General features: G+C 72.1%; 24 protein-coding genes and 1 riboswitch. Of the genes, 10 read left to right on the top strand and 14 right to left on the bottom strand.

Annotated elements, in window-relative coordinates:
• Positions 1-29 precede the first annotated feature (29 nt).
• The 3 genes from aroD (at position 30) to ACFV4N_RS05875 (ending at position 2,929) form a co-directional block, all read left to right on the top strand.
• A complete protein-coding gene (aroD, locus tag ACFV4N_RS05885; protein ID WP_499671357.1) occupies positions 30-746 on the top strand; it encodes a type I 3-dehydroquinate dehydratase in 717 nt (238 codons plus the stop codon).
• A gap of 174 nt (positions 747-920) precedes the next feature.
• Complete coding sequence (locus ACFV4N_RS05880; RefSeq protein WP_499671356.1) at positions 921-2,174, top strand: MFS transporter; 1,254 nt, start codon at positions 921-923, stop codon at positions 2,172-2,174.
• On the top strand, positions 2,171-2,929 hold the full coding sequence (locus ACFV4N_RS05875; protein WP_499671355.1) for a putative hydro-lyase: 759 nt from the start codon (positions 2,171-2,173) through the stop codon (positions 2,927-2,929). Before ACFV4N_RS05880 ends, ACFV4N_RS05875 begins: the two co-directional genes overlap by 4 nt.
• On the opposite strand, the gene ACFV4N_RS05870 is transcribed toward ACFV4N_RS05875, so the two are convergent.
• The 4 genes from ACFV4N_RS05870 to bioD all read right to left on the bottom strand — a co-directional run bounded on the left by ACFV4N_RS05870 (position 2,926) and on the right by bioD (position 5,862).
• Positions 2,926-3,522: a DUF2567 domain-containing protein gene (locus ACFV4N_RS05870; protein ID WP_499671354.1), complete on the bottom strand. Its 597-nt coding sequence runs from the start codon at positions 3,520-3,522 to the stop codon at positions 2,926-2,928. The two genes, ACFV4N_RS05875 and ACFV4N_RS05870, sit on opposite strands and share 4 nt — an antisense overlap.
• A gap of 321 nt (positions 3,523-3,843) precedes the next feature.
• Positions 3,844-4,035 (bottom strand): biotin synthase auxiliary protein BsaP, encoded by a 192-nt coding sequence (gene bsaP, locus ACFV4N_RS05865; protein WP_499671353.1) that lies wholly within the window; start codon positions 4,033-4,035, stop codon positions 3,844-3,846.
• A complete protein-coding gene (gene bioB / locus ACFV4N_RS05860) occupies positions 4,032-5,048 on the bottom strand; it encodes a biotin synthase BioB (protein WP_499671352.1) in 1,017 nt (338 codons plus the stop codon). Before bioB ends, bsaP begins: the two co-directional genes overlap by 4 nt.
• A 97-nt stretch (positions 5,049-5,145) precedes the next feature.
• Positions 5,146-5,862 carry a dethiobiotin synthase gene (gene bioD / locus ACFV4N_RS05855; RefSeq protein ID WP_499671351.1) on the bottom strand — a complete coding sequence of 239 codons (717 nt, stop codon included), beginning with the start codon at positions 5,860-5,862 and terminating at the stop codon, positions 5,146-5,148.
• A 60-nt stretch (positions 5,863-5,922) separates the two neighbouring features.
• Here bioD and ACFV4N_RS05850 point away from each other — a divergent pair, with 60 nt between their 5' ends.
• The gene (locus ACFV4N_RS05850; RefSeq protein ID WP_499671350.1) at positions 5,923-6,168 is read left to right on the top strand and encodes a glutaredoxin family protein; all 246 of its coding nucleotides are present in this window, start codon (positions 5,923-5,925) and stop codon (positions 6,166-6,168) included.
• Position 6,169: 1 nt separating this feature from the next.
• Positions 6,170-6,760, top strand: coding sequence for a hypothetical protein (locus ACFV4N_RS05845; RefSeq protein ID WP_499671349.1), 591 nt, complete (start codon positions 6,170-6,172; stop codon positions 6,758-6,760).
• Here ACFV4N_RS05845 and ACFV4N_RS05840 read toward each other — a convergent pair.
• The 3 genes from ACFV4N_RS05840 to dnaE form a co-directional block, all read right to left on the bottom strand.
• Entirely contained in the window at positions 6,740-8,023 is a 1,284-nt protein-coding gene (locus ACFV4N_RS05840; protein ID WP_499671348.1) for an adenosylmethionine--8-amino-7-oxononanoate transaminase, read from the bottom strand. The genes ACFV4N_RS05845 and ACFV4N_RS05840 overlap by 21 nt on opposite strands.
• Positions 8,010-9,242 carry a cytochrome P450 family protein gene (locus tag ACFV4N_RS05835; RefSeq protein ID WP_499671347.1) on the bottom strand — a complete coding sequence of 411 codons (1,233 nt, stop codon included), beginning with the start codon at positions 9,240-9,242 and terminating at the stop codon, positions 8,010-8,012. Before ACFV4N_RS05835 ends, ACFV4N_RS05840 begins: the two co-directional genes overlap by 14 nt.
• Positions 9,243-9,327: 85 nt before the next feature.
• Positions 9,328-12,861 (bottom strand): DNA polymerase III subunit alpha, encoded by a 3,534-nt coding sequence (gene dnaE, locus ACFV4N_RS05830; RefSeq protein WP_499671346.1) that lies wholly within the window; start codon positions 12,859-12,861, stop codon positions 9,328-9,330.
• A gap of 148 nt (positions 12,862-13,009) precedes the next feature.
• On the opposite strand from dnaE, the gene ACFV4N_RS05825 reads away from it, so the two are divergent.
• A complete protein-coding gene (locus tag ACFV4N_RS05825) occupies positions 13,010-13,915 on the top strand; it encodes an Lrp/AsnC family transcriptional regulator (RefSeq protein ID WP_499671345.1) in 906 nt (301 codons plus the stop codon).
• On the opposite strand, the gene ACFV4N_RS05820 is transcribed toward ACFV4N_RS05825, so the two are convergent.
• From ACFV4N_RS05820 to ACFV4N_RS05800, 5 genes are all read right to left on the bottom strand, one after another.
• The gene (locus ACFV4N_RS05820; protein ID WP_499671344.1) at positions 13,912-15,144 is read right to left on the bottom strand and encodes a multidrug effflux MFS transporter; all 1,233 of its coding nucleotides are present in this window, start codon (positions 15,142-15,144) and stop codon (positions 13,912-13,914) included. The genes ACFV4N_RS05825 and ACFV4N_RS05820 overlap by 4 nt on opposite strands.
• A gap of 85 nt (positions 15,145-15,229) precedes the next feature.
• Complete coding sequence (locus ACFV4N_RS05815; RefSeq protein ID WP_499671410.1) at positions 15,230-16,117, bottom strand: RluA family pseudouridine synthase; 888 nt, start codon at positions 16,115-16,117, stop codon at positions 15,230-15,232.
• 41 nt (positions 16,118-16,158) lie between these two features.
• Entirely contained in the window at positions 16,159-16,722 is a 564-nt protein-coding gene (gene lspA / locus ACFV4N_RS05810) for a signal peptidase II (protein ID WP_499671343.1), read from the bottom strand.
• 24 nt (positions 16,723-16,746) lie between these two features.
• On the bottom strand, positions 16,747-18,063 hold the full coding sequence (locus ACFV4N_RS05805) for an aminotransferase class V-fold PLP-dependent enzyme (RefSeq protein ID WP_499671342.1): 1,317 nt from the start codon (positions 18,061-18,063) through the stop codon (positions 16,747-16,749).
• 33 nt (positions 18,064-18,096) lie between these two features.
• A riboswitch (SAM riboswitch) is annotated at positions 18,097-18,212 on the bottom strand.
• Positions 18,213-18,437: 225 nt separating this feature from the next.
• Positions 18,438-19,910, bottom strand: coding sequence for a potassium/proton antiporter (locus tag ACFV4N_RS05800; protein WP_499671409.1), 1,473 nt, complete (start codon positions 19,908-19,910; stop codon positions 18,438-18,440).
• Between the two features lie 151 nt (positions 19,911-20,061).
• On the opposite strand from ACFV4N_RS05800, the gene ACFV4N_RS05795 reads away from it, so the two are divergent.
• The gene (locus ACFV4N_RS05795) at positions 20,062-20,991 is read left to right on the top strand and encodes a M28 family metallopeptidase (RefSeq protein WP_499671341.1); all 930 of its coding nucleotides are present in this window, start codon (positions 20,062-20,064) and stop codon (positions 20,989-20,991) included.
• Here the strand turns inward: ACFV4N_RS05795 and ACFV4N_RS05790 are convergent.
• Together ACFV4N_RS05790 and ACFV4N_RS05785 are read right to left on the bottom strand one after the other, a co-directional pair.
• Complete coding sequence (locus ACFV4N_RS05790; RefSeq protein WP_499671340.1) at positions 20,980-21,261, bottom strand: DUF167 domain-containing protein; 282 nt, start codon at positions 21,259-21,261, stop codon at positions 20,980-20,982. The two genes, ACFV4N_RS05795 and ACFV4N_RS05790, sit on opposite strands and share 12 nt — an antisense overlap.
• Positions 21,254-21,802, bottom strand: coding sequence for a TetR/AcrR family transcriptional regulator (locus ACFV4N_RS05785; protein WP_499671339.1), 549 nt, complete (start codon positions 21,800-21,802; stop codon positions 21,254-21,256). Before ACFV4N_RS05785 ends, ACFV4N_RS05790 begins: the two co-directional genes overlap by 8 nt.
• A gap of 47 nt (positions 21,803-21,849) precedes the next feature.
• Here ACFV4N_RS05785 and ACFV4N_RS05780 point away from each other — a divergent pair, with 47 nt between their 5' ends.
• The 3 genes from ACFV4N_RS05780 to ACFV4N_RS05770 all read left to right on the top strand — a co-directional run bounded on the left by ACFV4N_RS05780 (position 21,850) and on the right by ACFV4N_RS05770 (position 23,581).
• Positions 21,850-22,299: an SRPBCC family protein gene (locus tag ACFV4N_RS05780; RefSeq protein ID WP_499671338.1), complete on the top strand. Its 450-nt coding sequence runs from the start codon at positions 21,850-21,852 to the stop codon at positions 22,297-22,299.
• A gap of 74 nt (positions 22,300-22,373) precedes the next feature.
• Positions 22,374-22,916: an RNA polymerase sigma factor gene (locus ACFV4N_RS05775; RefSeq protein ID WP_499671337.1), complete on the top strand. Its 543-nt coding sequence runs from the start codon at positions 22,374-22,376 to the stop codon at positions 22,914-22,916.
• A gap of 98 nt (positions 22,917-23,014) precedes the next feature.
• Positions 23,015-23,581, top strand: a complete 567-nt coding sequence (locus ACFV4N_RS05770) for an RNA polymerase sigma factor (RefSeq protein ID WP_499671408.1) — start codon at positions 23,015-23,017, stop codon at positions 23,579-23,581.
• Positions 23,582-23,931 lie beyond the last annotated feature (350 nt).

Genomic DNA, 23,931 nt, shown 5'->3' with positions numbered 1-23,931 from the left:
CCGCACTCGGAACCAGGTTGGGGACGCGGATGAACACCTTGCGGGCGCTGATCGACACCGGCGTCCCCCTCGTCGCGGTCAGCTTCGACGACCAGGACGTCGAGCGCGCCGCCGAGGAGGCCAGGGCCGCGCGGGTGGACGTGGCCGAGATCCGCGTGGACCGCTTCGCGGACACCGGGACCGCGCACGTCCTGCGCCAGGTCGAGGCGTTCAAGGGCCTGCCCACCCTGGCCACCGCCCGGTCGCGGGCCGAGGGCGGCTTCTGGCGGGGCACCGAGGAAGAGCGCCTGGACCTCTTCCGCGCCGTCACGCCCCACGTCGACGCGGTGGACGTCGAGCTGTCGTCGCGCGCGATCCTGGACGAGGTCGTCGCCACCGCCCGCGAGCACGACGTGCTGGCGGTGGTCTCCTTCCACGACTTCGACCGGACCCCGTCCCTCGACGACCTGCGGACCACGGTGCGGGACGCCAGGGCGGCGGGCGCGGACGTCGTCAAGATCTCCACGATGGCCCGCTCGCGGGACGACCTCAAGCGCCTGGCCACCGTGCTGCTGGAGGGCGACGACCTGATCGTCATCGGCATGGGCGAGGTCGGCACGGCGTCCCGGATCTTCTTCCCCGCCCTGGGCTCCAAGATCACCTACACGTTCCTGGGCGCGGCGCCCACGTCCGGCCAGCTCGACCACGCCGAGACGTCCCGCCTGATGCGCCTCTTCCACCCGGACTACGGCCGGCACGAGGGCTGACTTCCGCCCTCCCCGCTCTCGCTCGCCGGCCTCCACCCGCCCTCGCGCCCCGTACCCCACTCGGGTGACTTCGCCGCTCGGTTGTTGAACAATCCTCCCGGCCCCCTATTCGATTGTTCAACAATCCCCTACCGTGTGTCCCACGACACCACCGACCGTCGCGAGGTGACCACCATGAGCACCCGGGCCACGCACACCACCAGCCCGTTAGCCTGGTTCCACACCCTGGGCAGCAAGGGGAAGCGCGCGTTCGCGGGCGCGTTCGGCGGCTACGGCCTCGACGCCTACGACTTCCAGGTCCTGCCCCTGAGCCTGTTCGCCATCACCGCCTACTTCGGCATCAGCCAGGCCCAGGCGGGCCTGCTCAACACCGTCACCCTGGTCGTCTCCGCGCTGGGCGGCGCCATCGCGGGCGTCCTGGCCGACCGCATCGGCCGGGTCCGCACCCTGATGATCACCGTCGTCACCTACGCCGTGTTCACCGTGGCCTGCGGCTTCGCCACTAGCTACGAGATGCTGATGGTCTTCCGCGCCCTCCAGGGCCTCGGCTTCGGCGGCGAGTGGGCGGCGGGCGCGATCCTCGTCGCCGAGTACTGCAAGCCGCAGTACCGGGGGCGCACGGTCGCGTTCATCCAGAGCTCGTGGGCGGTCGGGTGGGGCCTGAGCGTCGTCGTCTACACGGCGGTGTTCAGCTTCCTGCCGCCGGACGCGGCCTGGCGGGTGCTGTTCTGGACCGGCGCGATCCCGGCCGTGCTCATCTTCTACGTCCGCCGCCACGTCGAGGACGCGCCGGCCGTCACCGAGAAGCGCGCGTCCAGCAGCCGCAAGGGCAGCTTCCGGGCCATCTTCCGGGGCCCGCTCGGGCGCACCACCCTGTTCGCCGCGCTCCTCGCCACCGGCGTCCAGGGCGGCTACTACACCCTGGCGAGCTGGGTGCCGACGTTCCTCAAGACCGAGCGCGGCCTCAGCGTGGTCAACACCGGCGGCTACCTGGCGCTGCTGATCAGCGGCGCGTTCGCCGGCTACGTCACCGGCGGCTACCTGACCGACCGGCTGGGCCGCAAGCGCACCTTCACCCTCTTCGCCGCGCTCAGCGCCGTGCTGATCGTGCTGTTCACCCAGATCCCCGAGGGCGCCAACGGCGTCCTGCTGCTGGTCACGTTCCCGCTGGGCTTCACCACGTCGGCCATCTTCAGCGGCTTCGGCTCGTTCCTCGCCGAGCTGTACCCGACCGACCTGCGCGGCACCGGCCAGGGCTTCACCTACAACTTCGGCCGTGCCGTGGGAGCGCTCTTCCCCACCTCCGTGGGCTTCCTCGCCGCCGGCATGGGCGTCGGCGGCGGCATGGTCTTCGGCGCGGTGGCCTACGGCATCGCCGTCCTGGCCCTGCTGGGCCTCCCCGAGACGAAAGGCGTCGAACTCCGATGACGAGCACCCCCGCCGACCTCCGCGCGACGCACACCGGCCCGACCACGGGCCTCGCCGACGGCTTCGCGCAGGCGAACCTGATCGCCGTCCCCCGCGACTGGGCCTACGACGTGCTGCTGTTCGCCCAGCGCAACCCCAAGCCGTGCCCGGTGCTGGACGTCACCGACGAGGGCGGCACGACGACGACCCTCGCGGCGGGCGCCGACCTCCGGCGCGACATCCCGCGCTACCGCGTCTGGGAGCACGGCGAACTCGTCGCCGAGCCGACCGACGCCACCGCGCACTGGCGCGAGGACCTGGTCGCGTTCCTCATCGGGTGCAGCTTCAGCTTCGAGACCGCCCTGAAGCAGGCGAACGTCCCGCTCCGCCACGTGGAGCAGGGCCGCAACGTCCCCATGTACGTCACCGACGTCCAGTGCCGCCCGGCGGGCCGCCTGCACGGGCCCGTGGTCGTGTCGATGCGCTACGTCCCCGAGGAGCTGGTCGACACCGCGACCGCGGTCACCGCCCGGATGCCCGCCGTCCACGGCGCGCCGGTCCACGTCGGCGACCCGGCCGCCCTGGGCATCCGCGACCTGGCCGCACCGGACTTCGGCGACGCCGCCGAGCCCCACCCCGGTGACGTGCCGGTGTTCTGGGCGTGCGGCGTGACGCCGCAGGCGGCGGTGATGGCGTCGAAACCGCCGTTCGCCATCACGCACGCGCCGGGGTACATGTTCGTCACCGACGTGCCCGACACGGCGTACGTGCTCTAGCCGAGCCGGCGACCCAGGTCGTCCAACCCGTTCCACGCGGCCAGGCAGCCGTACGCCAGGGCCGTGCCCAAGGGCCACGCCAGCAAGCCCCACCACGTCTCCAGCACCGGGGCCAGGGCGATCAGGTCACCCACCGCGGGCGCGGACTCCAGGGCGTACCGGCTGCCCGCCGTGCCGAGGCCGGTCCGCTGGGCCAGGTAGGCGGCGACCACCGAACCCAGGGTCGCCGCCACCATCACGACGGGTCCGCGCCGCTCCCGCAGCATCCACACGGCGATCCCGGTCAGCAGCCCGGCGCCGAGCCCCATCAGCACGAACAGCATCAGCCCGTCGAGCCGGTGGTAGCTCTCGCCGGTCACCGGGATCAGCGAGGCGTCCGCCTGGACCACCACGTTCTGCGGCGGCGCCAGCAGGGCCCACAGCCACCCCACGGGCAGGCCGACCAGGGAGATCGCGGAGAGCACGGAGAAGCCGGGCAGCAGGTCGCGCTTCACCACGACCCGGGGCCGCTGCACCACGTAGTAGTACTCGTACGCGGGCGTGGGCGGCACCCGGACCGGCACAGCCCGCTCGCCCACCGGTTCCTCAGCCACCCGCAAACCTCCCGCCACGATCCGACGCAGGCAGGTTACCGCGCGCCCCGAACCACCCCGAACGCACAACGCACAGGCTCCGAACGCATGACACGCGGGTGCCGAACGCATGACTCGCGGGCCCGGAACGCATGACACGCGCGACCGGAACGTACGACTCGCCGGTCCTGGACGTACGACTCGCGCGTCCCGAACGTACGACTCGCGGTGCCGGAGTGGAGGACTCGCGGTGCCGGAGTGGAGGACACGCGCGGGGGTGCGCGTGTCGTCCGGTCCGGTGTTGCGTGTCGTCCGGTTGGGCACTGCGAGGTGCGCGGTGGGTCAAGAAGGGGTGGAGGCGGTTTCGCCGTGGCGGCTGCACGAGGCGGTCCAGCCGGTGGGCGTCACCTGCACCACCATGCGCCGGGCGCACTCCGCGCAGAACCGCGGCGGGTCGATGACGCCCAGGCGCGACGCGCAGGCCCCGTGGTCGCCCTCGCCCGCCGGCTTGCCGCAGTAGCCGCAGTAGGTCACAGCGTCTTGCTCAATTCCTTGATCGGCATGGACAGCTCGCTCAGCATGTCCAGGTCGGCCTGGGCGGGCCGGCCCAGGTTGGTCAGGTAGTTGCCGACGATGATGGCGTTGATCCCGCCCAGCATCCCCTGCTTCGCGCCCAGGTCGCCGAAGGTCAGCTCCCGGCCGCCCGCGAACCGCAGGATCGTGCGCGGCAGCGCCAGGCGGAACGCGCCGACCGTGCGCAGCGCTTCGGGGCCCTCGACCACCGGGTAGTTCTCGTACGGCGTGCCGGGGTTCGGGATCAGGAAGTTCAGCGGCACCTCGTCCGGGTCGAGCGACGCGAGCTGGGCCGCGAACTCGGCCCGCTGCTCCAGCGTCTCGCCCATGCCGATGATCCCGCCGCAGCAGACCTCCATGCCGGCCTCGCCCACCATCCGCAGCGTGTCCCACCGCTCCTCCCAGGAGTGGGTGGTCACCACGGACGGGAAGTGCGACCGCGCGGTCTCCAGGTTGTGGTTGTAGCGGTGGACGCCCATCTCCACCAGCTCGTCCACCTGCTCCTGGGTGAGCATCCCCAGCGAGCACGCGATCTGGATGTCGTTGCCGTCCTCGCGGATGGCCTTGATGCCGTCGCGCACCTGCGACAGCAGCCGCTTGTCCGGGCCGCGCACCGCAGCCACGATGCAGAACTCCGTCGCGCCGGTCTCCGCGGTCTGCCGGGCCGCGCGCACGAGCCCCGGGATGTCCAGCCACGCCGACCGGACCGGCGAGGGGAACTGGCCGGACTGGGAGCAGAAGTGGCAGTCCTCGGGGCAGCCGCCGGTCTTGAGCGACACGATGCCCTCGACCTCGACCTCCGGGCCGCACCAGCGCACGCGCACCTCGTGCGCCAGCTCCAGCAGCTCGGGGATCCGCTCGTCGGGCAGGCGGAGGACCTGGAGCACCTGCTCCTCGGACAGGCCGACGCCACGCTCCAGCACCTGCTCGCGCGCGGTGCTCAGCACATCGACCTGCTCAGGGGCTGCGGTCACGTCATCTCCTCAGACGAACGACGGCGGTGGTCCGCCGGTCAGTGTGCCGCATGGGGACCGGACGGCCCAGCGATGTGCGTCACTCCGGGGCGAAGTCTCAACACGGGTGCGGAGCTGCGAACTTCTCCGGGTCGAAGGTGCCGCCGAACCAGGGCGACAGCCCTTCCCGGGCGACCGCCAGGAACTCGTCGCGCCCCAGCAGCCCGGCCCCGTCCGGCAGCGCGCCGAGCAGCGGCGCGCCGGCCGCCTCGGGCAGGTCCACCAGGTTGGTGCGGCACGCCAGGTCGGGTTCGCCGGGCCACCGCCCGACCACCACGCCCACGGACTCCAGCCCGCGCCGCAGCAGCGCCTCGGCCGTCAGCGCGGTCGTGTTCAGCGTGCCCAGCCCGGCGTGCGCCACCACCAGCACCGGCGCGTTCAGCGCCCAGGCCGCGTCGGCGATCGTCGTGCCGGCGTCGTCGAACCGCACCAGCAGGCCGCCGGCGCCCTCGACCAGCACCAGGTCGTGGGACGAGGCCAGCTCCACCGCCGCCGCGGCCACGTCCTGCGGGCGCACGGTCGGCATCCCGGCCCGGCGCGCGGCCGTGGCGGGGGCCAGCGGCTCGGGGTACCGGCGCAGCTCGCGCGTCGTCACCGGGCCCGCGAGCCGGACCACCTCGGCGAGGTCGCCGGGCGCGCCGTCGGGGATGCCCGTCTGGGCGGGCTTGAGCACGGCCACGCGCCGGCCGTCGGCCGCGGCCAGCGCGGCCACGGCGGCGACCACCACAGTTTTACCGACTTCGGTGCCTGTGCCCGTGATGACGAGGACGCTCACGACCGTTCAGCCTAGGACTGCACGGAGCGTTGCCGGCGACCGCGTTCTACAGTCACCGGCATGGGTGAGATCGTCCTCTACGGCGCGAACTGGTGCGGCGACTGCCGCCGGGCTAAGGCATGGCTGCGGGAGCACGAAGTCCCGTTCACCGAGGTGGACGTCGAGCACGACGACGACGCCCGGGACCGGGCCGTCGAGATCGCCGGCGGCCGGAAGAACATCCCGGTCGTCGTCCTGCCGGACGGCCGGGTCCTGGTCGAGCCGACCGACGCCGAGCTGACCGACGCGATCGCGCCGGGGGCCTGAGGTGGGCGACGCGAAGCGCGAGCGCCGGGCGAACGCCGCGGCCCAGGCCGCCGCGGCGCAGAAGAACTGGTTCAACCGCCAGTCGGGCCTGGCCCAGACGGGCATCGTCCTCGGCGGCGTCGCGGCGGTCGTCGTCGGCCACTTCTTCCTCTGGGGCGAGCTGATCCCCGCCATCGGCGAGCTGGTCGGCCGCGTGCCGGTCGTCTCGACGGTCACGGGCTGGCTGTTCGTCGGCGGCGCGTTCATGGCCTGGGGCGTCCTGGCGATCAACGAGAAGACCGCCCGCCCCGCCACCGTCAAGCGCCTCAAGGTCATCGCCTGGTCGTGGGCGGTGGTCGCCCTGATGTGCGCGCCCGTCGGCCTCGCCGACGAGGTCGTGCTGCCGACCGACTACTGGGCGGGCGTGTTCGCGGGCGCGTACGGCCTGTTCCTCATCCCCGTCGCCGTCCTCGTGGCCTTCCTGCTCTGGTGGCTCGTGGTCAACAAGCTGTTCGGCCACGAGGAGGAGCCGACCGAGGCGCAGATCGGCTGGATCTGCGTGGCCTACGCGACCCTGCTGCTCGTCTGGGGCTCAACCCTGCTGCGCACGTGACGCGGCGGCGGCCGCGACCACGGCCGCGCCGATCGCCGCCACGTCCTCGTCGGTGCTGACGAACGGCGGCATCGTGTAGATCAGGTCCCGGAAGGGCCGCAGCCACACGCCGCGCTCCACCGCCGCGGCCGTGGCGGCGGCCATGTCGACGGGGTGGTCGAGCTGCACCACCCCGATCGCGCCCAGCACCCGCACGTCCCGCACCCCCGGCGCGCCGGCCGCGGGCGCCAGCCCGCCGCGCAGCCCGGCCGAGACCCGCGCGACCTCCGCCCGCCAGTCCTGCCCCAGCAGCAGGTCGACCGACGCCAGCGCCACCGCCGAGGCCAGCGGGTTGCCCATGAACGTGGGCCCGTGCGCCAGCACCGGCACCTCGCCCCGCGAGATCCCGTCGGCCACCCGCTCCGTGCACAGCGTGGCCGCCATCGACAGGTAGCCGCCGGTCAGCGCCTTGCCGACGCACATCACGTCCGGGCTGACCCCGGCGTGGTCGGCGGCGAACAGCTCCCCGGTGCGGCCGAACCCGGTGGCGATCTCGTCGAAGATCAGCAGCACGTCGTGCGCCAGCGTCAGCTCGCGCAGCACGTGCAGGTACCGGGGGTCGTGGAACCGCATGCCCCCGGCGCCCTGCACCACGGGCTCCACGATGACCGCGGCCAGCTCGTCCGCGTGCCGCTCGACCAGGTCGGCCAGCTCCTGCACGTAGGAGGTCTCCAGCTCCGCCGGCGGGGCCGACGCGAACACCTGGTCCGGCAGCACGCCGCGCCACAGCGCGTGCATCCCGCCCTCGGGGTCGCACACGGACATGGGCTGGAAGGTGTCGCCGTGGTAGCCGCCGCGCCACGTCAGCAGCCGCCGCTTCTCCGGCCGGCCCCGCGAGCGCTGGTACTGGAGCGCCATCTTGACCGCGACCTCGACCGACACCGAGCCGGAGTCGCACAGGAACACGTGCCGCAGCGGCTCGGGCGTGATCTCGACCAGCCGCGCGCACAGCGCCACCGCGGGTTCGTGCGTGAGGCCGCCGAACATCACGTGGCTCATCCGGCCGAGCTGGTCGCGCACCGCCGCGTCGAGCACCGGGTGCCGGTACCCGTGGATCGCGGCCCACCACGACGACATGCCGTCGACCAGCTCGCGCCCGTCGTCGAGCCGCAGCCGGACGCCCGAGGCCGAGGACACCACCAACGGCTCCAGGGCGCCCGGCATCGGCCCGTACGGGTGCCAGACGTGTTCCCGGTCCAGCTTCAGCAGCTCATCGCGCTCCACGGGGGCTGAGGTTAACCGGCAGCGACACGAGCCCGCGGATCAGCGTCCCCGGTCGCCACGGCAGCCCGTCCAGGTCGTCCGCTGGCTCCACGTCGAAGCGGTCCAGCAGCGCCCCGACCGCGATCTCGCCCTCCAGCCGGGCCAGCGGCGCGCCCAGGCAGAAGTGGATCCCGTGCCCGAACGCCAGGTGCCCGCCCGTGGGCCGGGTGATGTCGAACCGGTCGGCGTCGGGGAACTTCGAGCTGTCCCGGTTGCCGGACAGCAGCGACACCAGCACCAGGGCGTCCTTGGGGATCACCACGTCGCCCAGCTCGACGTCCTCCAGGGCGTAGCGGAACGTGGCCTGGTTGACCGGGCTCTCGTAGCGCAGGAACTCCTCCACCGCGCCCGGCAGCAGCGACCGGTCGGCGCGCAGCTTCGCGAGCTGGTCCGGGTGCCGCAGCAGGTGGTAGACGCCGTTGGCGATCAGGTTGACCGTCGTCTCGTGGCCGGCGACCAGCAGCAGGAACGCCATGGCGATCAGCTCGCCCTGGTCGAGCCGGTCGCCGTCCTCGTCGGCGTGCACCAGCGCCGAGAAGAAGTCGTCGCCCGGGTTGGCGCGCTTGTGCTCCACCAGCCCGAACAGGTAGGTGGCCATCGCCTTGCCCGCCGCCTCGATCTCCGAGACCTCCGCGCTGCCGCCGACCAGCACGTTGGACCAGGCGCGGAAGTCGTCGCGCTCCTCCATCGGCACGTCGAGCATCTCGCAGATCACGGTGATGGGCAGCGGGAACGCCAGCGCGTCCACCAGGTCGACCGGCCCGACGGCCCCGGCCGCGTCGTCGAGCAGCCGGTCGGTGATCTCCTGCACGCGCGGCCGCAGCTGCTCGACGCGCCGGGCGGTGAACGCCTTGGTGACGAGCTTGCGCAGCCGCGTGTGGTCCGGCGGGTCCATGTTCAGCATGTGCCGGGTCAGCGACTCCTCGAACGCCCCCGTGTCCTCCGGGCGCGTCTGGGCGAGTTCCATCACCCGCTGGAAGCCCTCGTAGTGCTTGCTGAAGCGCGGGTCGGCGAGCGCGGCCCGCGCCTCGTCGTACCGGGTGACCAACCACGCCCTGGTGCCGCGGGGCAGCACCACCTCGGTCGCGGCCCGTTCCTCGCGCAGCCGCGCGTGGTAGGCGTGCGGGTCGGCGAAGTACTCCTCGCCGAGGACGTCCAGGCCCTGGAACTTCTCCCCCATGGAGAACCCCTTCATTCGAGTTAACCCTGTTAACCCAACGATCCGGGTACCGATCTTGTCCCCGTGGAGGGCAGGTATCACCCGATCAGCCCAAGCACCCCGGTCCCAGCAATGCCTTCAAATCGCCCATCAGGGAAGGAGTCGGGCTCACCCGGAGCGCGTCGTCCAGCTTCAGCAGCGTGTTGCGGCTGCTGTTGATGATCAGGTTCAGGTGGACCTCGGTGGTGCCGGGGTGCGCCCGCAGGACCTCCTTGAGCGACGTCACCAGCTTCGGGTCGCACCGCGACGCGGACACCTTCAGCTTCAGCGCCTGGGAACCCAGCTCCGACAGGTCCGGCACGACCAGGTCGTTGGCGATCAGCGAGATCCGGTCCTCCCGCTTCGCCACCCGCGCCTTGACCAGCACGATCGCGTCCTCCGCGACCGACATGCCGTGCACCACGTAGCTCTTGGGGAAGAACAGCACCTCGATGCCACCGGCCAGGTCCTCCAGCTGCGCCGAGGCCCACGGCTCGCCGTTCTTGTTCACCCGCCTGGTCACCGAGGCGAGGATGCCGCCCAGGGTGACCTGCGTGCCGTCCGGCACGTCGCCTTCCAGGATCCGCGCGATCGAGGCGTCCGAATAGGACTCCAGCACCTGCTCCACGCCGTTGAGCGGGTGGCCGGACACGTACAGGCCCAGCATCTCCCGCTCCAGGGTCAGCTGGTGCTTGGACTCCCAGTGCTCGTCGGGGATCTTGACGTCGAACACGCCGCCGACGCCGTCGTCGCCGCCACCGTCGCCGAACAGGTCGAACTGGCCGCGCGCCTCCTCCTTCTTCGTCAGCATGATCGCGTCGACCGCCTCGACGTGGACCATGTGCAGGCCCTTGCGCGGGTGGCCGAGCGAGTCGAAGGCGCCCGCCTTGATCAGCGATTCCACGACCTTCTTGTTGCAGACCGTGGCGTCGACCTTGCGCAGGAAGTCGGAGAAGTCGGTGAACCGGCCCTTCTCCTTGCGGGCCTTGATGATCGCGTCGACCACGTTCGCGCCGACGTTGCGGATCGCGCCCAGGCCGAACCGGATGTCGTCGCCGACCGCGACGAACTCGCGCTCGGACTCGTTGACGTCCGGCGGCAGCACCGTGATGCCCATGCGCCGGCACTCGGCGAGGTAGATCGCCGACTTGTCCTTGTTGTCCGAGTTCGTGGTGAGCAGGGCGGCCATGTACTCGCCCGGGTAGTTCGCCTTGAGGTACGCGGTCCAGTACGCGATCAGGCCGTACGCGGCGGAGTGCGCCTTGTTGAACGCGTAGTCCGCGAACGGGACCAGGATGTCCCACAGGGTCTTGATGGCCTCCGGCGAGTAGCCGTTGTCCAGCATGCCCTTCTCGAAGCCGGCGAACTCCTTGTCCAGGATCTCCTTCTTCTTCTTGCCCATCGCGCGGCGCAGCAGGTCCGCTTGGGCCAGCGTGTAGCCCGCGACCTTCCGCGCGATGGCCATGACCTGCTCCTGGTACACGATCAGGCCGTAGGTCGTGTCCAGGATGTCGGCCAGGGGCTCTTCCAGCTCCGGGTGGATCGGCACGATCTCCTGCTGCTTGTTCTTGCGCAGCGCGTAGTTCGTGTGCGAGTTCGCGCCCATCGGGCCCGGCCGGTACAGGGCGATGACGGCGGAGACGTCCTCGAAGTTGTCCGGGCGCATCAGCCGCAGCAGGTCGCGCAGCGCCCCGCCGTCGAGCTGGAACACGCCCAGCGTGTCGCCGCGGCCGAGCAGCTCGTAGGCCTTCCGGTCGTCCAGCGGGACCTGCGTGATGTCGACGTCGCCCTTGCCGTTGAGCGCGATGTTCTTCAGGGCGTCGTCGATGGTGGTCAGGTTGCTCAGGCCCAGGAAGTCCATCTTCAGCAAGCCGAGCGTCTCGCAGGTCGGGTAGTCGAACTGCGTGATGATCGAACCGTCCTGGGGCCGCATCCACACCGGGATGTGGTCCGTCAGCGGCTCCGCGGACATGATCACCGCGCAGGCGTGCACGCCCGCGTTGCGGATCAGGCCCTCCAGGCCGCGGCCGGTGTCGATGATCTCCTTGACCTGCGGGTCCGTCTCGTAGAGCGAGCGGACCTCGGATGCCTCCGCGTACCGCTTGTGCTGCGGGTCGAAGATGCCCGACAGCGGGATGTCCTTGCCCATCACGGCGGGCGGCATGGCCTTGGAGATGCGGTCGGCCACCGCGTAGCCCGGCTGGCCGTACAGCACGCGGGCGGAGTCCTTGATCGCCGCCTTCGCCTTGATGGTGCCGAACGTGATCACCTGGGCGACCTTGTCGGTGCCCCACTTCTCGGTGACGTACCGGATCACGTCGCCGCGCCGGCGCTCGTCGAAGTCGATGTCGATGTCGGGCGGGCTGACGCGGTCCGGGTTGAGGAACCGCTCGAAGATCAGGCCGTGGGCCAGCGGGTCGAGGTCGGTGATGCCCATCGCGTAGGCGATGAGCGCGCCCGCGGCCGAGCCTCGGCCGGGGCCGACCCGGATGCCGTTGGCCTTGGCCCAGTTGATGAAGTCGGCGACCACCAGGAAGTAGGACGGGAAGCCCATCTGGAGGATGACGTCGATCTCGAACTCCACCTGCCGGGTGTGGACCTCGTCGACGCCGTCCGGGAACCGGCGGCGCATGCCCGCCCAGACCTCTTCGCGGAAGTAGTCCGCCTCGGTCTTGCCGTCCGGGACCGGGTAGCGCGGCATCAGGTTCTGGAAGGCGAACATGCCGGTCGTGTCGACCTTCTCGGCGACCAGCAGGGTGTTGCGGCACCCCTCCTGCCAGGCGTCGGACGAGTCGATCGCGCGCATCTCCTCCGGCGACTTCAGGTAGTAGCCGGTGCCGTCGAACTTGAACCGGTTCGGGTCCTGGAGCGTCTTGCCGGTCTGCACGCACAGCAGCGCCTCGTGCGCCTCGCGGTCCTCGGCGTAGGTGTAGTGCGAGTCGTTGGTGACGACGAACGGGATGGCGAGCTTCTTGGCGATGACGAGCAGGCCGTCGCGGACCCGGCGCTCGATCTCGATGCCGTGGTCCATCAGCTCGACGAAGAAGTTGTCCGCGCCGTAGATGTCGCGCCACTTGGCGGCGGCCTCCAGGGCCTCCCGCTCGTGGCCGAGCCGCAGCCGCGTCTGCACCTCGCCGGACGGGCAGCCGGTGGTCGCCATCAGGCCCGCCGAGTGCTCGGCGATCAGCTCGGAGTCCATCCGCGGCCACTTGCCGAGCTGGCCCTCGGTGGAGGCCCGGCTGGAGACCTTCATCAGGTTGTGCAGGCCCTCGTTGGTGCGGGCCCAGATGGTCTGGTGCGTGTACGCGCCGCTGGCGGAGACGTCGTCGGACTTCTGGCCGGGGTCGCCCCACAGCACGCGCTGCTTGTTGAAGCGGGAGTCGGGCGCCATGTAGGCCTCGATGCCGATGACCGGCTTGACCCCGGCGGCGGTCGCCTGCTTGAAGAAGTCGTAGGCGCCGTACATGTTGCCGTGGTCGGTGATCGCGGCGGCGGGCATGCCCATCCGCTCGCACTCGGCGAACATGTCCTTCAGCTTCGCCGCGCCGTCGAGCATCGAGTACTCGGTGTGCACGTGGAGGTGCACGAACGAGTCAGCCACGCCAGAACCCCCTTGCGGACCCGCACGGAACTCGGGTGGCGGAACGGGCGCGCCACCGCCCGTCGCACACTAGTCCGACCGTGTCGGCGGCCACCACTCGACGGGCCGATGGCGCGGAGATCACGGTGGGCGGGTAGCGTTCGGAGGTGTGGTAACGCCGGATCCCGTCGACGCACGTCTGCTCGCGCTGCTCGCCGAATCGGGCCGGGCGGCGGTCCACGAGCTGGCGGCGAAGCTGGGCATGGACCCCCGCGAGGCGGCGACCCGGCTCATCACCCTGTCCGGCAGCGGGCTGCCCCTGCTGGTCGGCGTGGAGTGCGACCCGAACGGCATCCGGACGGCCCTGGCCAACAGCGTGGCCTGGGGCAGCTACACCGGCCCCGGCGGCTCCGGCCAGCAGCCCTCCGGCCAGGTCCGCGGCACGCCCAGCGGCCCGTACCCGCAGCAGGGCGCGGCGCGCGGCACGCCGTCCGGGCCCTACCCCCCGTACACGCCCGCCCAGGGCCCGCCCAGCCAGCCGTTCCCGGCCCAGCCCCAGTCGGGTCCCGTCCCGGTGCCGGAGCCGATGAGCACGTGGGGCGTGCCCGGCACCTCCGGGTGGGCGCGGGGCGACCAGCAGCCCGCGCCGCGCTCCCGCACCGGCAAGATCGGCAGCACCCTGGCGACCGAGGGCCTGGAGGGCGCCCGGTTCACCATCCAGCTCGTCGAGGTGGTGGACCCGGCCGACTTCCTGTTCACCGCGGCGGGCTACAAGCTCGCGCCCGGCGAGCGGGCCGTGGTCGTGCACACCGAGCTGGCCAACACCGGCAAGGTCCCGTTCAACGCGCTGCCGGACATGTACCTGGTGCTGATGACCACGACCGGCGAGACGGTCACCAAGGCGCCGGTGTCGCTGTCGTCCCGGCCGCCGCACAAGATCGGCGTGCAGCCGGGCGAGACGGCGGGCGGGCACACCGTCTACGTGCTGCCCGAGGAGACGGGGATCTTCTCGGTCCGCTGGAGCGCCCGCCCGGAGCCCGACCTGAACACGCTGGTCTGGACGATCGACGACTAGTGCGCGGGCACCGCGGCCGGCGCGCCGCCGTCACCCGCGTCGTCCCGGGTGATGCCCACGTCGCCCCTGGTCAGGACCGCGAACAGCACCCCGGCCAGCACCGCCGCCGACCCCATCACGACCACCATCGGCAGCAGGCTCCCGGACCCGCCCGCGCCGACCAGCGGCGCCATCAGCCCGCCGATCAGGAACGTCAGCACGCCCAGCACCGCCGACGCGCTGCCCGCGGCCTCCGGGTGCCGCGCCATGGCCAGCGTGGACGCGTTGGGCATGAGCAGCCCGACGCTGATGGTGAGCACGAACAGGGGCGGCAGGAACGTCGCCAGGCCGCCGCCGACCAGCGCGCCGACGACCAGCCCGACACCGCCGACCGCCGCGCCCGCCAGGCCGGCCCGCAGCAGCGGCCGCGGCATGACCCGGCCGGTCAGCCGCGTGTTGAGCAGGCCCGCCAGGAAGATCGCCACCGAGTTCGCGCCGAAGACGTAGCTGAACTGCTGCGGCGTCAGCCCGAACACGCCCTGGAGCACGAACGAGGCGCCCGAGACGTAGGCGAACAGCGAGCCCAGCGCCAGGGCCGACGCCAGCGCGTAGCCGAGGAACTTCCGGTCGGCCAGCAGTCCGCCGAACACCCGGAGGGTCAGCGCCAGGTTCGCGGGCCGGCGCTTGTCCTTCGGCAGCGTCTCCGGCAGGCCGAACGCCAGCAGGAGCAGCAGCACGAACGCGATCAGGGCCAGCGCGACGAACGTGCCGCGCCAGCTGGTGAACCGCAGGAGCTGCCCGCCCAGCACCGGCGCCAGCACCGGGCCCATGCCGTTGACCAGCATCAGCAGTGACATGAAGCGGGCCATGGCCAGGCCCTCGAACCGGTCGCGGGCCACCGCCAGGGCCACCACGAACCCGGCCGCCACGCCGAGCCCCTGGAGCAGCCGCAGCCCGGAGAAGGCGAGCGCGCTCGGCGCCGTGGCGCACACCAGCGAGATGACGACGTAGCTGCCGATGCCCACCAGCAGCGGTCGCCGCCGGCCCCACGAGTCGGACAGCGGTCCGACCAGCAGCTGCCCGAGGGACATGCCGATGATGAAGGTGGTCAGCGAGAGCTGGACCTGCGACTCGCTCGTCCCGAACTCCCGGGCCATCTCCGGGAACGCGGGCAGGTAGGCGTCGATGGAGAGCGGTCCCAGGCAGCACAGGGTGCCCAGGAGGGCCACTAGGCGGGCCTTGTTGTCCATGGCTGTCTGTCCCCCAGTTCTGTTGGTAAAAGCTTCGCAAGACGAAGCAACCGGGGAACAGCGATATGGTTCAGGTCACGTCGATTCAGTGACTTTCGACGCGGAGCAACTCCAGGGCGTTCGCCAGGTCTTCCGGGTACTCGCTGGTGAACTCCACCCACTGGCCGTCGGCCGGGTGGTGGAAGCCCAGCGTGCGGGCGTGCAGCCACTGCCGGGTGAGGCCGAGGCGCTTGGCCAGCACCGGGTCGGCCCCGTAGGTGAGGTCGCCGACGCACGGGTGGCGCAGCGCCGAGAAGTGCACGCGGATCTGGTGCGTGCGGCCGGTCTCCAGGTGCACGTCCAGCAGCGACGCGGCCCGGAACGCCTCGACCACCTCGTAGTGCGTGACGCTGGGCTTGCCGCCGGCCACCACGGCGAACTTGTAGTCGTGCTTCGGGTGCCGGTCGATGGGCGCGTCGACGGTGCCCTTGATCGGGTCCGGGTGGCCCTGCACCAGCGCGTGGTACAGCTTCTCGACGGTCCGCTCCTTGAAGGCGTGCTTCAGGGCGGAGTAGGCGCTCTCGCTCTTGGCGACCACCATCACGCCGGTCGTGCCGACGTCCAGCCGGTGCACCACGCCCTGCCGCTCGGCGGCGCCGGAGGTGGCGATCCGGATGCCCGCCGCGGCCAGGCCGCCCACCACCGTCGGCCCGGTCCAGCCGGGGCTCGGGTGCACGGCCACGCCCACGGGCTTGTCGACCACGATCACGTCATCGTCCTCGTGCAGGACCACCAGGCCCTCCACGGGCACGGCCTGCACCTGCACCGGGCGCTCGGGCTCGGGGAGGGTGACCTCCAGCAGCGCGCCCGCGACCAGGCGGTCCGACTTGCCCGCCGGCCGGCCGTCCAGCGCCACGTCGCCCGACTCGGTCAGCGCCGCCACCGCGGTGCGCGACAGGCCCAGGAGCTTGGCCAGGCCCGCGTCCACGCGCATGCCGTCCAGGCCGTCCGGCACGGGCAGGTTGCGGTAGCCGCTCACTTCTTCTTCTCCACCTTGGTGCCGTCGTAGTCGCGCTGGAGCAGGGCCATCAGCACGATCACGCCGCCGCCCACGCAGATGGCCGAGTCGGCCAGGTTGAACACGGGGAAGAAGTTGCCCCACGGGTCGAGCACCGAGATGAAGTCGACCACGCCGCCGCGCAGCGGGCCGGGCGCGCGGAAGATGCGGTCGACCAGGTTGCCCGTCGCGCCGCCCAGGATGAGGCCGAGGCCGATGGCCCAGCCGACCGACCGCAGCCGGCGGGCGATCCACAGGATGAAGCCGACCACGCTGCACGCGATCAGCGCGAGGATCACCGTCCAGCCCTCGGCCAGGCCGAACGCCGCGCCGGTGTTGCGGATCAGCGGCAGGTAGAGCAGGCCGCCGAACAGCTCGACCGGGTCGCGGCCCTCCAGCCGGTCCACCGCGATGACCTTGGTGACCAGGTCGAGCGCCAGCACGAGCGGCGCGATGACGGCCAGCAGGGCGACGCGGCGCTTGGGCAGCGGCGCCTCCGGTTGGTCCGCGGCGTCGGGCTCGGTGTTGGGCTCAGTGCTCACCTGCCCCATTGTCCAGCATCCCCGTCAGCGCAGGAACGGCGGGAGCGGGCGCACGTCGTCGACCGGCGCCCACCGGCCGTCCCGCACCTCGTACGCGAACCGCGAGCCCTCGGTGACCAGCTTGCGCAGCGCCTCGACCAGCCGGTCGACGTGCTCCGCGGTGGTGCCCAGCCCGATCGAGGCCCGCAACGCGCGCCCGCCGGCCAGCCGCTGGACGGCCACGTGGGCGCAGAACGCGCCGTCGCGCACGCCGATGCCGTGCTCGGCGGACAGCGCCGCCGCCAGGTAGCCGACGTCCTGCGAGCCCACCGTGAAACCGACCACGCCCACCCGGTCGTGCCCGGCCCCGAACAGCGACAGCTCCGTCACGCCGGGCACCGACCGCAGGCCCTCGCGCAGCCGCTCCAGCAGCACCCGCTCGTGCTCCCGCGTCTGCGCCCAGCTGCGGCCCAGCACGTCGCAGGCGGTGGCCAGGGCGTGCACGCCCACCACGTTCGGGGTGCCCGCCTCGTGCCGCTCGGGCCCGTTCGACCAGGCCACGCCCAGCCGGTCGCCGTGGTCGGTGACGCGGGCCGTGGCGCCGCCGCCCACCAGGTACGGCTCGGCGGCCTGGAGCCAGTCGGACCGGCCGACCAGCGCGCCCGCGCCGAACGGGGCGTACAACTTGTGCCCGGACACCACGGCGTAGTCGACGTCGAGCGCGCGCAGGTCCACGGGCCGGTGCGGCGCGAGCTGGGCGGCGTCCAGCGCGATGCGCGCGCCGTGGTGGCGGGCCACCCGCACCACCTCGGCCACCGGCCACACCTCGCCGGTGACGTTCGACGCCCCGGTCACCACCACCAGGCGCGGCCCGACCGGCGCCTCGCGCAGCGCCCGGTCCAGCGCCGGCACCACCGCGGCCGGGTCACCGGGCGTCCGCAGCCGCCGCACGTGCGGCCCGCGCCACGGCAGCAGCGCCGCGTGGTGCTCGGTGTCGAACAGCACCACCGCCGTCCGCTTCGGCAGGCTCCTGGCCAGCAGGTTCAGCGCGTCGGTGGTGTTGCGCGTGAACACCACCGCGTCGTTGGACCGGGCGCCCAGGAACCGCCGCACGGCCTCCCGCGCCTGCTCGTACACCCTGGTGGTCACCTGCGACGCGAACCCGGCCCCGCGGTGCACGCTCGCGTACCAGGGCAGCAGCTCGTCCACGGCGTCCCGCACCTGCTCCAGGCACGGCGCGCTGGCCGCGTGGTCCAGGTTCGCGTACTCGACCCGCTCGCCCGTCAGCACCGGCACCTTGAGCGAGGCGCCCACCGTCCGGGGCAGCGCCACACCGACGAAAGGGGAAACGGCAACGGTCACGACACCCTCCAGGAGTTCCGGGACCCCACCGGAGGCCCGCGCTTGCCGCACGCCCGACGCGCGCGACCAGGTCCTCACCGAGGGCACCCCACCGCGGTGAGGAGGGTTGCCGGCCAGCGAGCTCGGGCTTGGCGCTGGCACTCATGACCTTCCCCACCACCGTAACCGCCTCCCCACCCTCCCACCACCCCGCCCAAATCCTGAGACCGCGCGAGTCGTACGTTCGGAACGCGCGAGTCGTACGTTCAGGACCATCGTGTCGAACGCTCAGGACCCCCGAGTTCAGCGTTCGCGTCACCACATGGGTGCCTGAACGCTGAACTCGGGGGTCCTGGACGTACGACACGGTCGACCGGAACGTACGACTCGCGCGGTCAGGGGAGGCCGGCGTCGCCCTTCCAGCGGGCGAACCGCCCGGCCCGGTCCACCGCCCGGATGCGCTGCTCGGTGGCCGTGCGCGCGGTGTCCGTGCACACCACCAGCAACTGGTCGTGCTCCTGCAACCGCGTGGTCGGCTGGGGCGTGAACCCCTTCTCGTCCCGCACCACCAGGCTCACCGACGACCCCGGCGGCAACCGCAGCTCGGACAGGTACACGCCGTGCAGCTTGGACCCCCGCTGGATGCGCACCTGGAGCAGCTCCGCCCCCAGCGAGTCCAGCGCCGACGAGTCGACCTGCACCTCCCGCGCCTCACCCGTCCGGACCAGCTTCAGCCACTTCGCCAGCCACGGCAGCGTCGTCCCCTGCACCACCGTCAGCACGACGACCAGCACGAACACCGCGTCCACCAGCCGCTGCGCCCCCGGCACCCCCTGGATCAGCGGTATCAGCGCGAACACGATCGGCACCGCCCCGCGCAGCCCCGACCACGAGATGAACACCTGCTCCCGCCACGGCACCCGGAACGGCAGCGCCGCGCACAGCACCGACAGCGGCCGCGCCACCAGCACCAGCACCACGCCCGCCACCAGCGCCGGCACCACCGCGTCGAGCAGCCGACCGGGTGAGGCGTACAGCCCGAGCAGCACGAACAGCCCGATCTGGGACAGCCACCCCAGCCCCTCGGCGAACGACAGCGTGTCCGACCGGTGCGGCAGCCGCGCGTTGCCGAGCACCAGCGCCGAGATGTACACCGCGAGGAACCCGGATGCGTGCGCGAGGTCGCCCGCCGTGTACGCCAGCACGCACACCGCCACCGTGGCCAGCGGGTACAGGCCGGTCGCGGGCAGTGCCGCCCGGCGCAGCCCCACGCCGCCCAGCCACCCCAGCGCCACACCGATCACGCAGCCCGCGACCAGTTCGTAGAGCATCAGCAGCGGCGCGGTCCAGGTGATCGGGTCGGGCGCCGCCAGCAGCACGACGGCGATGTAGACCGGCGCGTCGTTGATGCCGGACTCCAGCTCCAGCGGCCCGATGAGCCTCTTGCCCACCCCCACCCCGCGCAGCACGCTGAACACCGCCGCCGCGTCCGTGGACGACAGCACCGCGCCCCACAGCAGGGCCGTGCGCCAGTCCATGTCCAGCAGGAAGTGCAGCCCGAACCCCGTGACCGCGATGCTGACCCCGACGGACACTGTGGACAGTGCCACGCCCAGCCCCAGCGCCGGCCGCACGTCGCGCCACCGCGTGGTCAGCCCGCCCTCGGTGAGGATCAGCACGAGCGCGGCCGTGCCGAGCGACCGGGTGAGGTCCGCGTCCTCGAACTCGATGCCCAGCACCGACTCGCCCAGCAGCACGCCGATGCCGAGGTAGAGCAGGAGCGACGGCAGGCCGAGCCGGATGGACAACCGCACCGCGATGACCGAGAGCAGGAGCACCGCGGCGGCGATGCCGAGGAACGCCGTCACACCACCCACTCGACCTCCTGTCGTCGCACGTCGCCGCCATTCTCCCCGGTGCCGCCGATCTGGACTAATCCGGCACCAGCCGAACGACGCTACCGGCGACCGCACCCGCCCGGGCACGGTAGGAGGACCTCCACACCCTGCGGGAGAAAACGTGAGACTGCGAACGATCCCCGTCGTGCTGGCCACCGCCGGCGCGCTCCTCGGCTCGGGCCCGGCCACCGCCGCCCCGGCCGGTCCCGACATCCCGGTCGCCGCCCTCCAGGCCGACCTCGACCAGCTCCAGGCCATCGCCACCGCCAACGGCGGCAACCGGGCGCACGGCAGGCCCGGCCACCTCGCCTCGGTGAACTGGATCAAGTCCAAGTTGGACGCCGCCGGCTACACCACGCGGCTCCAGTCGTTCAGCCGCAACGGCGCCACCGGCTACAACCTGATCGCGGACTGGCCCGCCGGCGACGCGAACGCCGTCGTCATGCTCGGCGGGCACGTGGACAGCGTCACCTCGGGTCCGGGCATCAACGACAACGGCACCGGCTCCGTGAGCCTGCTGGAGGTCGCCCTCGCCGTCCGGTCCACCGGCTTCCAGCCGAGCAAGCGCCTGCGCTTCGCCTGGTGGGGCGCCGAGGAGCTGGGCCTGGTCGGCTCCACGCACTACGTCAACTCGTTGTCCACAACGGACCGGTCGCGCATCAAGGCGTACCTGAACTTCGACATGACCGGTTCGCCGAACCCCGGCTACTTCGTCTACAGCGCCTCCGGCCAGCCGGCGGGGTCGGCGCAGCTCCAGCAGCTCCTCCAGGGCTACTTCGGCTCCCTGGGCGTGCCGACCGAGCTGACCAGCGTGGGCGGTCGTTCGGACCACGCGGCGTTCGCCCGCGCGGGCATCCCGGTCGGCGGCACGTTCACCGGCGCCGAGGGCACCAAGACCGCCGCCCAGGCCCAGAAGTGGGGCGGCACCGCGGGCCAGGCGTTCGACCGCTGCTACCACCGCTCCTGCGACACCACGGCCAACGTCAACGCCACCGCCCTGGACCGCAACGCCGACGCGATGGCGCACGCGGCCTGGGCGCTAGCCGCCTAGCAGCCGCTCCAGCACCTCCGAGCCGGTGGCCGGGGCGAGGTCCACCTGCACGACCTTGTCCCGGCCGCGCTCGCCGGCCACCACCGCCACGTCCCGGGCCCGCACGCCGAAAGCCCTGGCCAGCGCCTTGCGCACGGCCTCGTTCGCCTTGCCCTCCACGGCCGGCGCGGCGACCGCGACGACCAGCGCGCCGTCGCCCCACCGCCCGCCGACGGCCTCCCGCTTGGCGCCGGGCTTGACCCGCACCGCGAACCGGAACCCGTCACCCACGGCTCGTCACCAGGGCCAACGTCTCCTCCAGCAGCGCGCGCCGGGCCGCGACCACCTCCGGCGCGGCCGCCAGCAGCTGCGCCTGGCCCAGGTAGATCGAGTAGGCGAGGACGGCCCGGTGGCGCGCCACGTCCCCGGCGAAGCCCAGGTCCCGGAGCATCCCCTCCAGGTAGTCGACCCGCCGGGCGGTGACCCGGGCCAGCACGGGCGCCACGACCGGGTGATCCTTGGCCGCGAGCACGGCCAGCTCGACCGCGCTGTGCTCGACGGCCTCCAGCACGGTGCCGAACAGCAGCCGCAGCCGCTCCGCTGGGCCCTCCACCGCCCGCACCAGCTCGATGACCGCCTCGGTGTGCTCCCGCTCCCAGCGCTCCAGAGTGGCCTTGAGCAGGGCTTCGCGGTTCGGGAAGTGCCAGTAGGCGCTGCCCTTGGTCGCGCCCAGCCGCGCCGCGAGCGGTTCCACCGCGACCGCGGCGACCCCTCCCTCGGCCAGTGCCCGCAGCGCCACCCCGGTCCAGTCCTCCGGCGTCCTCCGCGTCACCCTTCCGTACGCTACCGGACCATACGGCACCGTATGGAGGGTGGAACATGATCAGGAACGTCCACACGCGCCTCATCCCGAACGCCGGCCGGCTGGTCGACCGCATCACCGAGCTGTGGCCGGCGCCCCCGTGGCCGGCCCTCGTCCTCGACCGCCCCCTGGGTCCGGGCGCGACCGGCGGCCACGCGTTCGTCCGCTACCGCTGCACCAGCTACGTCCCGGGCCAGCGGATCGAGTTCGCCTTCGACCCGAGCATCGGCCTGATCGGCACGCACACCTTCGAAGCCGTGCCCGGCGGCCTGCGCCACACCCTCGTCGGCAGCACCAGGGGCTGGACCCGCCTGACCTGGCCACTGGGCATCCGCCACCTGCACGACGCCCTGATCGAGGACCTCCTGGACAACGCCGCGCGGGCCGCCGGCCACCCACCTGTTCACCCGAACAGGTGGTCTCCGTGGGTCAGGTTGCTGCGCTCCCTCGCCAAGAGGAAGGTCTGACCGGATTTCCTCCACAACCCGCGGTCCCACCCGTCTACCCGTTGCCGGGCGCAGACCACGAGGGGGGAGGGTTCGTGACGGCGGAAGACCCCGACGACCACGCAGCCACCTTCACCGACTTCTACCACCGCGAGCGCACGCGCCTGTTCAGGTTCGCGGCGGTGATGTCACCGCACCTGGACCACGAGTCCGCGGTGCAGGAGGCGTTCGTCAGCGCGTGGCGGAACTGGCCGGTGATCACGGCGACGTCGAGGCGTGCTTGGCTGGTGAAGGTGATCCGCAACCTGCTCGTCGACCAGGCGCGCCGGTGGGAGAGGCCCAGCGAGCTGACCGACGAGGTCCGCGGCGCGTGCCGGGTCCTGGTGCAGCGCCACCGGGACGCCGAGACGTGGCACGAGCTGACCAGCACCCTGGCGGCCGTGTCGGGCCTGCCGGACCACCTGCGCACCGCCCTGGCGCTGCGGTTCTGGGACTTCGACGACGACGAGATCGCCGAGGTCCTGGGCTGCCGGCGCGAGTCGGTGCGCAGGTACGTGTCCGAGGCCAGGGCGCGGATCACCGAGCAGGTCGGCAACGAGGAGCGACGGGTGCGGGGACGCGGGAAGGGGACGGGATGACGGACGAGCTGGACCCCCGGCTGGACCACCTGCGGGCGGAGCTGTCCGAGGCGATCCCGGAGGACCCCGCCCCCGACGACCTGGGCGTGGCGGCGATCATGGCGCAGTCCTCGCCCCACGACCGCCAGGCCGCCCTGGTCGTGGCGGCCAGGGAGGGTTCGACCGAGGCCCTGAACACCCTGGTGGCCGAGCTGACCCCCCTGGTCTGGCACGTGGCGCGCGGCAACGGCCTGGACCGGACGACCGCCGAGGACGTCGTGCAGACGGTCTGGCTGAGCCTCCTCCGCCACCTGGACCGCCTCCAGGAACCACGAGCCGTGGCCGGCTGGCTGATCGTCGCGACCCGCCGCGAAGCCCAACGGGCGTGGCGCGACCAGAACGGCCGCCCGGCCCTCTCCACCGACTCGGCCCTGGACATGCCGGACGACCGCTGGCTACCGGAAGCGGAAGCCCTGCGAGACGACCGCGACCGCCGCCTCTGGCAAGCGTTCAACAAGATGACGCGCAAGTGCCAGGAACTCCTCCGCCTCACCGTCCTGGCGGGCCGCGCGGACTACCGAGCGGTAGCCGAAGCCCTCTCCATGCCCCGCGGCTCGATCGGCCCCACGAGGGGCAGGTGCCTGGACACCCTCCGCCAACGCCTGAAGGGCGAAGACCTCCTCTAACCCCACACCGGCCCAACGCATGACACACCGGCCCCGAACGCATGACACACGCGTCCCGAACGCATGACACGCGGGCTCTGAACGCATGACACGCCGGTCCCCAACGCATGACACGCCCGACCGGAACGTACGACTCGCCGGTCCGGAACGTACGACTCACCCGACCTGAACGTACGACTCGCGATGTCCCACTGGACGACTCGCGATGTCCGACTGGAGGACACGCGAGTTAGGCGGGACTGGCGGGGGCCGACGAGGCCCGATTTGACATGGGTTCGAGTGCCATAGGCTGGTCGGAGCCGGCAGTTTTTGTGTGAGGATGTTCCCGACGTTTTATGGAGTGTTGTTCT

It is taken from the genome of Actinosynnema sp. NPDC059797, assembly GCF_042732085.1.
GTDB lineage: Bacteria > Actinomycetota > Actinomycetes > Mycobacteriales > Pseudonocardiaceae > Actinosynnema.
Note: the sequence above shows the minus strand (reverse complement) of the source record. Positions and strands in the feature narration are given on the sequence as shown.

Excerpts from the sequence above, each read along its gene's own strand:
- aroD (WP_499671357.1), top strand. The coding sequence starts at position 30 with ATGAACACCTTGCGGGCGCTGATCGACACCGGCGTCCCCCTCGTCGCG.
- ACFV4N_RS05880 (WP_499671356.1), top strand. The coding sequence starts at position 921 with ATGAGCACCCGGGCCACGCACACCACCAGCCCGTTAGCCTGGTTCCAC.
- ACFV4N_RS05875 (WP_499671355.1), top strand. The coding sequence starts at position 2,171 with ATGACGAGCACCCCCGCCGACCTCCGCGCGACGCACACCGGCCCGACC.
- ACFV4N_RS05850 (WP_499671350.1), top strand. The coding sequence starts at position 5,923 with ATGGGTGAGATCGTCCTCTACGGCGCGAACTGGTGCGGCGACTGCCGC.
- ACFV4N_RS05835 (WP_499671347.1), bottom strand. The coding sequence starts at position 9,242 with ATGGGGGAGAAGTTCCAGGGCCTGGACGTCCTCGGCGAGGAGTACTTC.
- ACFV4N_RS05820 (WP_499671344.1), bottom strand. The coding sequence starts at position 15,144 with ATGGACAACAAGGCCCGCCTAGTGGCCCTCCTGGGCACCCTGTGCTGC.
- ACFV4N_RS05815 (WP_499671410.1), bottom strand. The coding sequence starts at position 16,117 with ATGCGCGTGGACGCGGGCCTGGCCAAGCTCCTGGGCCTGTCGCGCACC.
- ACFV4N_RS05780 (WP_499671338.1), top strand. The coding sequence starts at position 21,850 with ATGATCAGGAACGTCCACACGCGCCTCATCCCGAACGCCGGCCGGCTG.
- ACFV4N_RS05770 (WP_499671408.1), top strand. The coding sequence starts at position 23,015 with ATGGCGCAGTCCTCGCCCCACGACCGCCAGGCCGCCCTGGTCGTGGCG.